This is a genomic window from Lacrimispora sp. (assembly GCF_032078915.1).
In the GTDB taxonomy this organism is placed as follows: Bacteria; Bacillota; Clostridia; order Lachnospirales; family Lachnospiraceae; genus Lacrimispora.
Window position 1 is genome coordinate 205,821 of the sequence record NZ_DAMAUN010000001.1, and the last position, 13,935, is coordinate 219,755.

The following is a 13,935-nucleotide window of genomic DNA, read 5'->3' on the forward strand; positions in this document are numbered from 1 at the left end:
TCCTTATCCTTTCATTACTCCATATATCCGCCCTTCATTGGCGATACTGCACGTTCACTGAATATTTTCAATACTCCCGACTGGTATTTTGAAGGTCTTGGCTGCCATTGCTCCCGCCGTTCCTTAAGAATCTTTTCCATCTCATCTTCTGTCTTTCGCTGGCCCTTTACGCCTACAATTGCAAGGATCCGGTTAGGAATATCAATTTGGATCATATCCCCTTCCTCCACCAGTGCAATCGGTCCGCCTTCCGCCGCTTCCGGTGAAACATGTCCGATGGAAGGACCGGTAGAAGCTCCGGAAAAACGTCCGTCTGTGATCAGGGCAATGGTGCTTCCAAGCTCTTTATCCGATGAGATCGCCTCAGAGGTGTAGAACATTTCCGGCATTCCGCTTCCCTTAGGACCTTCATACCGGATGAATACAGCATCTCCAGGTTTTACACGGTGTTTTAAAACCGCATCAATCGCCTCTTCCTCGCTGTCGAAGGGGCGTGCATTTAACACCGCCTCAAACATCTCCTTTGGACATGCCGTATGCTTAATGACCGCGCCTTCCGGTGCCAGATTTCCTTTTAAGATGGCAATTGCCCCATCTGTTCCGATGGCATCATGAAACGGCCGGATTATCTCTTCTTTTTTCACACCGACGTTTGCACAATATTCATCGCATTTATCATAAAAGCCATTTTGTCTCAGCATATCGAGATTTTCACCCAGAGTTTTTCCTGTCACTGTCATTGCATCCAAGTGAAGCACGGATCTGATCTCTTCCATGATCCTGGGCACTCCGCCTGCATAGTAGAAGTACTGGGCCGGCCATTTTCCTGCGGGCCGGATATCAAGAAGATAATGGGCGCCTCTGTGCAGCCGGTCAAACATCTCAGAATCTATTTCCAGACCAAATTCATGGGCAATAGCAGGCATATGGATCAGGGAATTGGTTGATCCTGATATGGCAGCATGCACCATGATCGCATTTTCAAAGGATTCCATGGTAACAAAATCTCTTGGTTTTAATCCTTTTTTTACAAGCTCTATGATCTGATGTCCGGCTCTTTCAGCCATATCCTTTAAATCCGGGCAGGTTGCCGGCATAAGAGCGGATCCTGGGAGCATAAGGCCAAGGGCCTCGCCCATGACCTGCATGGTTGATGCCGTTCCCATAAAAGAACAGGCTCCGCAGGATGGACAGGCATGCTGCTTATAATATTCCAGCTTTTCCGGTTCCAGTTCCCCTCTCTGGCACATGGCGCTGTACTTACCAATCTGTTCCAGGGTAAGAAGATCCGGGCCGGCATCCATAACACCGCCGGTTACCAGGATGGAAGGCATATTCACCCGGCCGATTGCCATAAGATGAGCAGGCACCGCTTTATCACAGCTTGAAATATATACACCGCCGTCAAATGGAGTTGCGCCCGCATGAATTTCAATCATATTGCAGATCGTGTCACGGGAAACCAGAGAATAGTTAATGCCGTCGTGGCCCTGGGCCATTCCATCACAAATATCCGTTGTGAAATATCTGGCCGCCTTTCCTCCCTTTTCTCTTACCCCATCCACTGTCTTATCTACCAGCTCCATCAGATGTGCGCTTCCCGGATGGCTGTCTCCAAAGGTGCTCTCCACCATGATCTGCATTTTAGAAAGGTCCTCTACCTTCCAGCCCATACCCATCCGAAGCGGGTCCATTTCCGGAGCCAATTTCCGAATTTCCTGACTAACCATAATAATGCTCCTTTCCTATTTATCTTGAATTTTTTATTTTGTATTTATATCTTGATTATAATAATTCATCATATGATTGTCAACTATTCTTCATGATTCATTTCATTATTTCATGTATTTTCCTAATTTTTTCATACATACTATCATATGTTATCTATTTCCTTTGTATATTCATCAGACCAATTTTCATGTACTCATGACACATCCGATTCATTTGCACTTGAAGGAATCAGAAATTGCATTTATAATCAGATAAGACTATTGTTCACCTGAAAGGAATTTACCATGACACCATCACATAAATCTCTTGCCGATACAACAGCGGAAGGAATCATTAAATATATCATTGATAATAAATTAAAAGAAGGTGCACAACTCCCCAACGAAACCACGCTTTCCTCTCTTATGGGCGTTGGGCGGAGCACTCTGCGGGAAGCCATACGGGCTCTTGTTTCACGTAATATTCTGACAGTTCAGCAGGGGTCCGGAATCTACGTCTGCCACAATACAGGTGTGGCTGATGATCCACTTGGATTCACATTTATAGAAAATAAAGAAAAACTGGTGACTGATCTTTTAGAATTCCGTATGATGATCGAGCCAAGGGTCGCCGCTATGGCTGCCTCAAAGGCTACCCCGGAACAGGCCGGGGAGCTTCTCCACCTGGCGGAACGGGTGACGGAATGCTACGACTTAGGAAAATCCCACTCAGAAGCCGACGCCAATTTCCATGCTAAGATTGCAGAGATCAGCGGCAATGTCATCGTACCCCAGCTTGAGCCTCTTATTATGCATGCTATTGATATGCTTATTGACATAACCCATTCCGAGTTAAAAGAAGAAACCATAAGAACACATATGGCAATTGTAAATGCCATACAGAGAAACGATGCCATTGCCGCACAGGATGCCATGACTCTTCATCTCATTTACAACCGGGATCGTTTGCGCAAGGCTCATGAAAAAAAGAACTCCAGTAATTCCAACCAATAAAAATGGCATTCCAAAGACCCTTTTTCCCTTTGGAATGCCATAATTGCTCTGTTTATTATTAACGATATCGGCGGATTATTTCCGCTGCCCCTTCATGGTCTGTTCTATAATACTGCGCATCGTATCTTCCGAAAGCTGGCCGCTTGCATAACCAAATACATTGCCATCCTTATCAATCATAAATGTAGTCGGATAAGAGAATACGCCATAAGCTTCAAACAGATCCGCATTCATGTCCATCAGAACCGGATAGGTGTATCCGTTTTCATTCAGGAATTGTTTAATTCCCTCTTCGTCTTTTTCATTTCCATAATTAGGTGCTGCCACACCCAGAACGATCAGTGCATTATCCCCTTCTGTATCGGCGGTTTCATATATTTTCTGGATGTCCGGCATCTCTGCCCTGCATGGGGGACACCAGGTCGCCCAGAAGTTTAAAAAGATCGTCTTTCCCTTATAATCAGAAAGAGAATGGGTATTGCCGTACTGATCGGTTAAAGTAAAATCAACTGCCGGAAGAGGCTGATTCGCTTCATCTGACTCACCAGTATTCCCCGGCTCCGATGCAGATTCTTCTACCGATGCAGGTTCTTCTTCTGATACATCTGCAGTCGTTTCCGGCTGCGGCGTCTCTCTTGATTCTGTGACTGTAGGAGACGGAATGGCTGAAAGGTATCCGGTCACCGCATTCATCTTCCCGGTGAACATTAAAATTCCCATAAATACCATGAGAACTCCCCCGGCTTTTACCCCATTCTTTGCAATATTGCCGTGAGCCTTAAAAAATTCAAGCACTGTGGTGGTAAAGAATCCCACCGCCAGAAACGGCAGAACAAACCCCAGTGTATATACTCCGATCAGGACAAAACCCATTGACTTTGTGGAGGCTGAGGCAGCCATAAGCAGGACACTGGCAAGGGCCGGTCCCACACAGGGCGTCCAGGCAAAGCTGAAGGTGAAGCCCATGATTAATGCAGTTAAGGGAGACATGGCAAGGGTATTAAGGGAAAATGGCAGTCTGCGTTCCCTTCCCAATACAGAAGAGGTTCCAAAAACTCCCAGCTGGTATAAACCGAATAAAACTACCAGGATACCTCCCACTCTTGCAAAAAGAAGCTGGTTTGATTTAAAAAAGCTTCCAAGAGCTGAGAATCCCAGCCCCAGCAGGAAAAATGCGAAGCTGACCCCGATAACAAAGCAGACAGTGTGAACCATAACCTTGCTGCGTTTATAATAAATCCGCCCGTCTTCCCCGCGGACTCCTGTCCCTCCCGACAGATACCCTATGTAAAGCGGGATGAGAGGCAGCACACAGGGAGAAAAGAAGCTGATAATCCCCTGAAGAAACACGGTCATAACTGGAATGCTTACGTCGATAGAAAAGCCCAAATACTGTACCTCCTTTTTGGTTGTGCCATATGTTACTGATTTCCGGCATTTTTAGTTGTGATTCTGTATCATTTTCAGTTACAGTTTACGTGTAAGTAATATACCATTTCTAAGAAAAAGTGTCAAGTCAAAATGGAAGAATCACTGAAAATAGATTGGTTGTGATTTGGCTGATGAAAGAATCATGCCATGACTGCAATGGAAAAGAACCAGCTGAAGCAAAAAAAGAACAGGAACGCATACGCAATTCCTATTCTCTATACTTATTTTCTCAATCAATAGCAGCGATCTAATCCTTGCGTTCAATTTTCCGGATAAACTGCCGGATTCTGTCATTTCTGGGTTGTTCAAAAAACTCACGGGGAGGTGCGTCTTCCAAGATCACTCCTCCATCCATGAACAGAATTCTGTCTGACACTTCTCTGGCAAAATCCATCTCATGAGTAACAATTACCATGGAAACGCCATCCTCCGCCACCTTACGGATTACATTCAGCACCTCTCCCACCAACTCAGGATCAAGAGCGCTGGTAGGTTCATCAAAAAGAATAACATCAGGGTCCATGGCCATGGCTCTGGCAATGGCCACGCGCTGCTGCTGCCCTCCGGAAAGGTTTCTGGCCATAACTGTCTCCTTGTCAGATAAGCCTACCAAGTTTAATAAATCCCTTGCTTTTTTGACGGCCTCTGTTCTGGAAAGTTTCTTAACGTGAACAGGAGCTTCAATTATATTCTCCAGCACATTCATATGATTAAATACATTAAACCGCTGAAATACCATGCCAATATGCTGGCGCAGTTCATGGAGACGATGTCCGGAATCTACAGGTTTCCCCATATATGCAATCTCTCCCCTGTCATACTTTTCCAATTGATTGATACAACGCAAAACCGTTGATTTTCCCGAACCGCTGGGACCCAGAATAGCGATCTTCTCTCCCTTGTGGATATCAAAGGAAATTCCCTTTAGCACTTCCAGATCCCCAAATTTTTTATGTATATCCTTAATGGACAAAATTGGCTCAGACATCAGGCCAGCCTCCTTTCCAATACTCCAGCAAGAAATGTGAAAATAGTAGTCAGAAACAAATACAGTACTGCCACTGCAATATAAGGTTCAAAATAGTGGAAAGAATTATATGCAATCAGTGTTCCCTGTCTGGTAAGCTCTGTCAGTGTTATGGCGGAAAGGATAGATGTGTTTTTTATGGTAGCAATAAATTGGTTAACCAAGGGCAGGATACAGATCTTCATAGCCTGGGGAGCCACGATTCTGCGCATTTCCAGAAAAAAGCTCATTCCCAAGGCTTTTGCGGCTTCCCTCTGTCCCGGATCAATTGCATGAATGCCGGAACGCACGATTTCGGCTATATAGGCTCCGGTATTTAAGGACATGGAGAGAACACCTGCGGTCATGGCTCCAAGGGTTATTCCAAGATTAGGCAGGCCAAAGTAAATCAGGAAAGCCTGGACCAACAGAGGAGTTCCACGCCATATCCAAATGTAAAATTGAGCGGTCCAGGCAACTGCCTTAAACCTGCTGTCTCTCATCAGTGCAAGGATCACTCCAAGAACCGTGCCAAAAATCAGGGTTAATACCGATATTTCCATGGTGACAAAACAGCCATAAAGAAGGGCCGGTATTTTGTCAAATACAAGGGACCATTTTAGAGTCATTGGTGTCCAGTCCTTTCTCAGAATAAATTTACCTGTTCATTTTATCCTTCAATCCACTTATTCCAGAGCTCATCATAGGTTCCGTCTTCAAAATAATCGTCAATGCAGCCGTTGATGAACTCCAGCAGATCATCTTTCCCCTTTTGTACCGCAATTGCATTTTCCGCATGGGTAAAAGGTTCACCCACAATAAGTGTGCCTTTATACTCCTTTGAAAGCTCCTTCTGGTTTAAAAGGTCATTCACAACTACGTTCACACGGCCCGCCAGCAGATCGGATACACAGCCCACCGTATCCTTATACTGTACAATTTCATATTTTACATCAGGATTTTCATCCAAAAATTTCTGGGCTTCATTATATGAGGTAGCCCCTTCCTTAACTGCCACCTTAAGGCCATTGCAGTCTGCCAGGCCCTTCACACTTTTCTCATATTCACTGCCTTCCTTTACCGCCAGAATCATACCTGAATCGCAGTAGGATTTTGACATGTCCACCACTTCGCTTCTTGCCTCTGTCTTATACATGGCCGCAATGGAAAAGTCATATTCCCCATTCTGGATGGCTGGTACAATAGACTGGAATTCCATATCTGTTACCTGAAGTTTAACACCCAGCTTATCTGCAATGTACTGCGCAAAATCAATGTCAAAACCTACAATATTGTTGTTTTCATCTCTGTACTCAAAGGGTACATATGTACCTGTAGCCACTGTAATAACACCCTTCTCCTTAATCGCCCGGATTGCAGGGCCGTCCTCAGAAGCTTCCGCCAAATTACCGATGCCTGAAACTTCTTCAGCTGATGATGTCTTTCCATCTGCTGACGCTTCCTGGACAGTTGTGGCTGCAACTGTCTGCGTGTCTTTCGGTGCTGCGCCGGAGCAGCCTGTCATGATCGCTGCTGCTGCCATTGCTAAAATTACTGTCACTGATTTTCTCATAATTGTATCCTCCTCTGATAAAATGTACAAAAAACAGGCGCAAATCAATTTGATTTGCGCCTTCGCAGGTATACTAATATAATAACTGACAAATTCTTTTTTATCTATATTCATAAATGCTAAAATTTTCAACATGATAAGGGGCAAAAATGTTATTATGACTAACTATTGGCACACTTTCAAACTTTCGTTGTTTTAAATTGTCTAGCCAGGCTTATAACTCTGAACTGATCAGAAAATCTGCAATTTGCATAGGTAAGTATCAAAAAAAGCATAGATTTCCTTTGTCACATGGTAAGCGCCTGCTTTCCGCAGGCAGAACACTTTTTAAAGCATCGGTCTAAATTAAAAGCCACTCTGGGAAGGTATCCAAAATCCTCCAGAAGAGTGAACAATGGGAAAAATATTGCCATAGGAGGCAGCATAACCGCTACTACCCAGGCCAGAACCCGGTAAACGCCATGAAACAGCAGTTCAGTGATGATCACCGGCACACCGGCGGCATCAGCCAGCCCGATCAGCCACGCTTCTATTTTAAACAGCACGGTGCTTATTAACTCTGACGGATAATTGGCTCCTGTTATGGTAATCCAGAAGATTCCAAGTAAAACCAGGAACATAATGGGAAAACCCGTAGCCTTACTGGTAAAAACCCAATCCAGCTTCCGGTCCTTCCGATTATAGGTCTGGTTTTCATATTCCACGATATCCATGCATAAATTTTCCGCCTTATTAATGAAAACAGTAGCCATATCGTCACTTACCTGCTCCTGGCTGATCCCGGCAGTCTTCCATTCTTCCCAGATTTCAGCAAGGCAGGAGGCCACTACTTCGGAATCAGCCACCGGCTTTCGGTATTTTCTTACGGCTTCCATCAAATTCTCATTGGCATCCAACAGTCTGGCACACAGCCAGCGGGCCTCTGCTTTTCCCTTAGCCAATTGTTCCACTGCAGGAAGGAGCCTGGCAATGGCATCTTCAATATATTGGGGGTATTGGATGAGAACAGGCTTTTCCTCTTCCTCCTCTATTTGTTCCAGGCAGCGTTTTAAGCCGGCGTAGATCTGATCCAGCCCCTTATTGCTCCTTGCTGCAGTTCCTGCAACCGGGACCCCAAGGCGCTGTTCCAGCTTATCAAGGTGTAAGAAGATCTTCTTCTTTTTAGCCTCATCCATAAGGTTTACACATACCACCACATTGGTCGTGGCCTCCATGATCTGCAGCACCAGGTTTAAGTTTCTCTCCAAGCATGTGGCATCACAGACTACGACTACTGCATCCGGGTTTTCAAAGCAAATAAAGTCTCTGGCAACCTCTTCTTCCGTGGAATGGGCCATCAGGGAATAGCAGCCGGGAATATCCACCATAACATATCCCTGCTGACCATCCGTACACCAGCCCTGGGCGTTGGCTACGGTTTTTCCCGGCCAATTTCCAGTATGCTGATTCATCCCAGTAAGCTGATTAAATACCGTACTCTTACCTACATTGGGATTTCCGGCCAGTGCAATGACCTTATCTTCTTCCTTCCGTTTCTTAATTTCCAGACCGCAGTCCACAGACTTAATTCCCATTGATTCCCTGCTTAATCCCATACCTAATCCTCCAGCGAAAAGTTAGCAGCCACCATTTCTTCACCATAATGGCGGTTTGCTTTTTCCTCTATATTTGACTGCACCAGAACGCGGCCGGAATCCTCGCTTCTAAGAGCGATCACCGCACCCCGTATTAAAAATGCCGTAGGATCTCCCAAAGGGCTCTTTCCCAGGCACTCCACAGTAGTCCCCTCTATAATGCCGATATCCTGTAAACGCCTTCTCATATCATCATAGGCAGCCAGCTTTGCAATCACTGCTTTCTGACCCCTCTTTAAATCTGCTAAAAAAATATTTTCTGACATACTTCTGCCTCCATTCATCTTTAAAAGTTTCCATATCCTAACATATGCAGGAAATAAATATCAGGTTCCACTTTTTACAATGTTTTTGTCCTTCTAAACAGGGAGGCCCAAAAGTCGATTGCCAACTTTTGGGCCTCCCTGTTTCTATCCTTTACATCTTATGGATCTTGCTCCATTTCCTTGCGTCCTTTTCTCCTTCCACCTCAATCACGATGCAGTCCCCATCTGCAGAAAAGTTTACATTCCTGATCAGGCAAGGCCCATTGCTGCTGGCAATCACATGGGCAAATATAAGATCCGGTCCATACCCGCGTTCGATCTGGTAATTGATATCGGATATTGAGGGGTTATCCGGCCCCATTCCATCATACAATTCCAGCCCCTGGTTCCAGGTAAATACCCGCGTATGTATGCCTCCATCCTCATAATCATGGATCACACTGGTTTGATCTTCTGACAGAACCGCCTTTTTCATATGATGAAGATAGCTATATGGCTTTCTGTCAGAAAACTTTTCTATTTCCATTCCTTCAGGCTGTATGATCCGGTTTCCGGAAAAATGCATGACCCAGTCCACAGGCAGATCCTTCCCTGCCCCCTTTACCTGGAATACTTCCGCAAAATAATCTTCCTCCCATGCGATCTTTCTCACCATCTTTACAGGCCGGTAAGTTTCTTCCTTCCACTGAACGATGGTAAAGCTGTCCGGCATTTCATAGGGTACGGTCCAGTCCGCTTCCGTTTCCACATAGATGCCCCCATCTCTTTCTTCGTAACGGGTAAGCCTTGCATTGACCGGCGCCTGATTATCTCCTCCGATGTTCACTGTATTGTGGGAACCTGTATTCTTATAAAAATCATAGTGCATTACCGCACCGTATCCGGTAGTTCCAAGATCGGGAGAAATCCTTTTTCCATAAGCCAGATAACTGATGCCAAGACGATCATAATGATCATGCTCCCCTCCATAACGGTCATGCTTTATCAGCAGATATCTTTCATCCTTCCCTCTTAAGACCGTGCTCCCTGACTGTCCTGCTTCCACATGGTAATTCCCTGGCTCCATGCTGCACTCAGGCAGCTCATCAGCCCCATAAATAAAGGCTTCCAGATTGTCTCTCTTTTCTTCTTCATACAGCTGGTTCAGTATAAAAAGAAGCTTTTCTCCTCCCAGTTCCCGGTAAGCAAATTCATATAAATAAAGGCTTGAGGATGTATGGCCGTAATTGGTATCGTTTAACATGGGAATACGGAATCCCGGTTCCAGATAGGATGCCAGCAGCTCCATCATGGCTTTATAATTTGGAGACTTCATATGGCTGTGAGGCGTATGAAGGGCAAACTTTTCATAGGCAAAGAAACTGGTAAGGGCATAAAAGTGATAGCCCAGTGCTCCTTCGAACCACATGTGATCCGGGAGTACCCCATTCTCCAGCTGATATAGAATCCCATAAGGCTCATAAACGGCAAACTGGATATACCGGTCAATGCCAAAGATCAGTCCAATGACCGCAATGGCTGAGCTTATGATCACTTCATGATTGTGCAGCTGGTTATGGCGGTGTTCCATCAAAAATTCAGCTCCGGGGATGAGCATTTCCTTTCCAATAAACTCTTTTTCCTCCTCCGTCATGAAATCAGACAGAAGATCATAGCTCATGGCAAAGCTTCTGAGGAAATTCGCCTCATCAAGAGTCTGAGCGCCTGACTTACCGGGACCATTATAAGGAATATTGCCGTGGACCTCATAGCCCTTATAGTATCTGGAATATTCCATCATGATATCTACGGCCTTTCTGGCATAGTCTGTTTCCCCAGTGATCAGATGGATCAGTCCCATCTGAAATGCCGCCGTGTAATTTCTGCTGTTAATAAGCCCCCACCAGGTACTGTCATATGGCTCACCGGAATACACCCGGCCACAGGAGGGGCAGCTGTGATGATACTTATCGCTCCTGTCAAAAGTAAGCCGCACAGAACAATCCGGGCAGTAATAATAAAGGGCCCAGTTGGCGATCCCTGTTTGCGGAACCAAAACAGGCTCTGCCATGATTTCTTTCACATCTTCCATGATACGATTAACAGCTCCCGGCTGCCTTTGGAATTTTTCTCTCAAACGCCGGACTTCCTGTTCTGTAAATTGAATCATTTCTCCTAACCCTCCTAATATAAATTCTCTTCTTCCACCAATTTTTTAAATTCCGTGGGAGTGCAGCCATAAAATTTCTTAAAGCTGCTGGCAAAGTATCGCTGGTTTTCATACCCGCATTGGTCTGCCACCTCCTGGATTTTCATGCTTGTTTTCTGGAGCAGGCTCCCGGCCCTTTCCATGCGCTTTCGGATTAAATATTCACCAAAACACTCACCTGTGTACTGTTTGAAAATCTGCCTGACATAGCTGGAGCTGAAATGCACCTTTAAAGCCACTCCCTCTAAGTCCAGCTCCGTCTTATGCAGATCATTTTCAATGATCTGTTTCATTTGCTTCACCACTGCATCTGCCCTGGTTTCCTCTGAATTTTCCCGTACCACCCGGCAGCACTTTTCAATATAGGCAGCCAGCATATGGTTCATATCCATCAGGCTTCCGTAATTGATCCGATCCTGCATGAAGGATAGAGGCTCCGTATCCGCCCGGTCATATCCATCCTGCTCCATATCATTCTGAATGGCATAAACCAGTTCCCCCACAGATACGCCCACATAATCATTCTTCCTGTTGGACATGGAGGCATAGCACTTCATCAGGCCCGACAGCCCAGCAAGAGCCCCTGCCTCCTGTCCTGCACGCACAGAAAGCCGGATCTGGTTTTTCCACTCCCTGATCTGGCTGCTGCTGATTTCCTCTTTCCGGCTGCTTTCCTCTCCATAAATCAGGAATCGCTTTTCTGCGTCTAAGTTTCCCCGCCACACAGCCATAGCTTCCCGGTAGGAATCCACCAGCTTTGTCTGACTCGGGTAAGCACGGCCAAGGGCGCTGTTCATCTGAATATGGTAATATTTCTCCAGGCTCATGCTGACTTTTTCCAGGCTTTCCCCAATCTTTTTAAGAAAGTTTTCCTCGTTTTCCCCGTCACCGCACCAGATGGACGCCAGCTGGATCCCGTCAAAGCTGACCGCATACAGGCAGATCCCGGCAGAAAGATAACCGTTCCGTACCAGCATCAGAAACTCCTCCACATGCTCCTGCTTGCCAAAATCCCAAGCTCCGCCTTCCATGCGGATCACTCCTGCCGCGTAAAAACTGCCTTCCAGTATGAAGTCCGGTTCCTCTCCCCACTCCTTCCCTCTTATGAGAGCCTTCAGTGCCTTTTCCCTGGCAAGTCCGGCTCTGCTCACGGCCTGTTCCTTTAACAGGCTCATATTCTGCAAAAGCGCCTTCTGGCTGTCCAGCTCCTGTATCACCTTTGTTAAAACATCAATCATTTCCCTGGGCAAAAAGGGCTTTAGTAAATAATCCTTGACTCCAAGTGAAATGGCCTGCTTTGCATAGTCAAATTCATCGTAACCGCTTATAACCACATTTTTACTGCAAAGCCCGGCTTCCTGAATCCTGCGGATCAATTCCAGGCCATTCATAAAGGGCATGGCAATGTCCGTAATGATGATATCCGGCTTATTTAACAGAGCTTCTCTAAGCCCTTCTTCTCCGTCGCCTGCCACCGCAACCACATCCACTTCCAGGGCGGAATTTTGGATATTTCTGACCAGTAAGTCTCTTACATAGTCTTCGTCATCTACGATCAATATGCGGTACATCATTCCACCTCCTCTGTCATTGCCGGAATCCTAAGAACCGCTTTTGTCCAATGGCCGAAGCTGCTTTCATAATACAGCCCATATTCTTTTCCGTAAAACAGCCGGATCCGTTCATTGACATTGTAAATGCCATAGCCTGCTTCACAGTCCGTTCCGCCCTTTTTTAAGGTTTCATTGATGAATGCAAGCTTTTCTTTTGGAATCCCTGCCCCATTATCCCACACTGCAAGCTCCGTGATCTTTTCTTTGCCGGATCCATCTTCCCTGACGGAGATCTTTATGATACCTGCCCCCTGTTTCTCTTTGATTCCATGATAAATGGAATTTTCAGCCAGAGGCTGCAGAATCAGTTTGATCATCCGGAAATCCAGGCATTTGTCATCCCCGTGGATTTCATAGCTTAAACGGGAATGATAGCGGATGCTCTGGATGTCTAAATAGCTTGACACATGTTCCAGTTCTTCCCGAAGGGTGATCACCTCTGCTCCCTTGCTTAGGCCGATCCGGAAAAACTTACCAAGAGAATTAGAAAGGATGCTGATTTCTTCTGCTCCCTGATCGGCGGCCTGCCAGGTGATGGCATTTAAGGTATTATAGAGGAAATGAGGATTGATCTGAGCCTGCAGGGCCTTTAATTCCGCTTTCCGCTTCTGCTTCTGAACCTCGGCCACATAATCCCGCTCCCGTTTCAGCTCCTCAATGGTCTCCTCCTGTTTCCGGACCAGGCTCTGGATCTCTCCGATCATATAGTTAAAAGATTTTGCAAGGCTGCCTACTTCATCTTTATAGGGGTAGAAAAACCGAACTCCCAGGTCACCTTTTTCCACGCAGCTCATACGCTTTTCCAACCGCCTTAAAGAATTGGTCAGCTGGTGGGACAACAACAGGATGACCGCTACTCCGAGCAGGAAAACAACGCCCATGATCTCAAAAATCATGTTTCTGAGAATTATCAGACTTCCCAGCAGGCTCTGCCTTGATTTCAGCCCATAGATCTGCCAGCCGTTTTCCTTAAGACGTTCATAGGTGACCAGATAGGAATCTCCTTCATACTGAAAGTCGCTGGTAATGACATTGCTTCCCCCTTCCCTGGACTCCGAAAGCTTCCTTAGTTCTCCCGGATCCATATCAGGGGAACCTATCATTACATTTCCTGCCCCATCCAGAATAAGTATTTTGTCAAAAAATTCATATTTTCCTTCTAAAAGACGTTCCAGTTCGGTTTTCTTTAACTGGATCACCAGATATTCCTTTCCCACATAGCCCTGAACGCTGAACTGCCAGACACAGGGAATCACCTGGTCATTGTCCTGAAATATCTCATCTTTCCATATCGGGAACCAGCGGATGGCATCGCCTCCGCCTGCCTGATAGCTTTTGTAATAAACAGACTCTTTAAAATCAAATTCCCAGTTTCTCATGCGGACAAAATTATCAAAGCTCCCTTTATCCGTATAAATATAGGTGGAGTGGATCAGCCCCTCCCCGGTTTCAAAGTCTCTCATGAAATCCGGAATGGTCCCTAAGGCTTTTACCAGATTGA

10 protein-coding genes and 1 pseudogene are annotated in these 13,935 nt (G+C 45.7%); 1 reads left to right on the plus strand and 10 read right to left on the minus strand.

Features of this window, described 5'->3' with window-relative positions; genetic code table 11:
• Positions 1-14 precede the first annotated feature (14 nt).
• Positions 15-1,730, minus strand: coding sequence for a dihydroxy-acid dehydratase (gene ilvD / locus RT269_RS00995; RefSeq protein ID WP_313180141.1), 1,716 nt, complete (start codon positions 1,728-1,730; stop codon positions 15-17).
• Positions 1,731-2,015: 285 nt separating this feature from the next.
• Here ilvD and RT269_RS01000 point away from each other — a divergent pair, with 285 nt between their 5' ends.
• Positions 2,016-2,723: a FadR/GntR family transcriptional regulator gene (locus tag RT269_RS01000; protein ID WP_313180142.1), complete on the plus strand. Its 708-nt coding sequence runs from the start codon at positions 2,016-2,018 to the stop codon at positions 2,721-2,723.
• A gap of 75 nt (positions 2,724-2,798) precedes the next feature.
• On the opposite strand, the gene RT269_RS01005 is transcribed toward RT269_RS01000, so the two are convergent.
• The 9 genes and pseudogenes from RT269_RS01005 to RT269_RS01045 form a co-directional block, all read right to left on the minus strand.
• Positions 2,799-4,112, minus strand: coding sequence for a redoxin family protein (locus RT269_RS01005; RefSeq protein WP_313180143.1), 1,314 nt, complete (start codon positions 4,110-4,112; stop codon positions 2,799-2,801).
• 289 nt (positions 4,113-4,401) lie between these two features.
• Entirely contained in the window at positions 4,402-5,142 is a 741-nt protein-coding gene (locus RT269_RS01010) for an amino acid ABC transporter ATP-binding protein (protein WP_313180144.1), read from the minus strand.
• Positions 5,142-5,789 carry an amino acid ABC transporter permease gene (locus RT269_RS01015; protein WP_313180145.1) on the minus strand — a complete coding sequence of 216 codons (648 nt, stop codon included), beginning with the start codon at positions 5,787-5,789 and terminating at the stop codon, positions 5,142-5,144. The genes RT269_RS01010 and RT269_RS01015 overlap by 1 nt, the downstream gene beginning before the upstream one ends.
• A 41-nt stretch (positions 5,790-5,830) precedes the next feature.
• Positions 5,831-6,733, minus strand: a complete 903-nt coding sequence (locus RT269_RS01020; protein ID WP_313180146.1) for an ABC transporter substrate-binding protein — start codon at positions 6,731-6,733, stop codon at positions 5,831-5,833.
• A 290-nt stretch (positions 6,734-7,023) separates the two neighbouring features.
• A pseudogene (locus RT269_RS01025) lies at positions 7,024-8,328 on the minus strand (FeoB small GTPase domain-containing protein); the annotation flags it as partial.
• Positions 8,329-8,330: 2 nt separating this feature from the next.
• Positions 8,331-8,633 (minus strand): FeoA family protein, encoded by a 303-nt coding sequence (locus RT269_RS01030; protein ID WP_313180148.1) that lies wholly within the window; start codon positions 8,631-8,633, stop codon positions 8,331-8,333.
• Between the two features lie 151 nt (positions 8,634-8,784).
• Positions 8,785-10,782: a heparinase II/III domain-containing protein gene (locus tag RT269_RS01035; protein ID WP_313180149.1), complete on the minus strand. Its 1,998-nt coding sequence runs from the start codon at positions 10,780-10,782 to the stop codon at positions 8,785-8,787.
• 14 nt (positions 10,783-10,796) lie between these two features.
• Positions 10,797-12,395, minus strand: coding sequence for a response regulator transcription factor (locus RT269_RS01040; RefSeq protein WP_313180150.1), 1,599 nt, complete (start codon positions 12,393-12,395; stop codon positions 10,797-10,799).
• Positions 12,392-13,935: sensor histidine kinase (locus tag RT269_RS01045; RefSeq protein WP_313180151.1), on the minus strand; the 1,544-nt coding region annotated here is incomplete at its 5' end. The genes RT269_RS01040 and RT269_RS01045, both read right to left, overlap by 4 nt.

Excerpts from the sequence above, each read along its gene's own strand:
- ilvD (WP_313180141.1), bottom strand. The coding sequence starts at position 1,730 with ATGGTTAGTCAGGAAATTCGGAAATTGGCTCCGGAAATGGACCCGCTT.
- RT269_RS01000 (WP_313180142.1), top strand. The coding sequence starts at position 2,016 with ATGACACCATCACATAAATCTCTTGCCGATACAACAGCGGAAGGAATC.
- RT269_RS01010 (WP_313180144.1), bottom strand. The coding sequence starts at position 5,142 with ATGTCTGAGCCAATTTTGTCCATTAAGGATATACATAAAAAATTTGGG.
- RT269_RS01015 (WP_313180145.1), bottom strand. The coding sequence starts at position 5,789 with ATGACTCTAAAATGGTCCCTTGTATTTGACAAAATACCGGCCCTTCTT.
- RT269_RS01020 (WP_313180146.1), bottom strand. The coding sequence starts at position 6,733 with ATGAGAAAATCAGTGACAGTAATTTTAGCAATGGCAGCAGCAGCGATC.
- RT269_RS01030 (WP_313180148.1), bottom strand. The coding sequence starts at position 8,633 with ATGTCAGAAAATATTTTTTTAGCAGATTTAAAGAGGGGTCAGAAAGCA.
- RT269_RS01035 (WP_313180149.1), bottom strand. The coding sequence starts at position 10,782 with ATGATTCAATTTACAGAACAGGAAGTCCGGCGTTTGAGAGAAAAATTC.
- RT269_RS01040 (WP_313180150.1), bottom strand. The coding sequence starts at position 12,395 with ATGATGTACCGCATATTGATCGTAGATGACGAAGACTATGTAAGAGAC.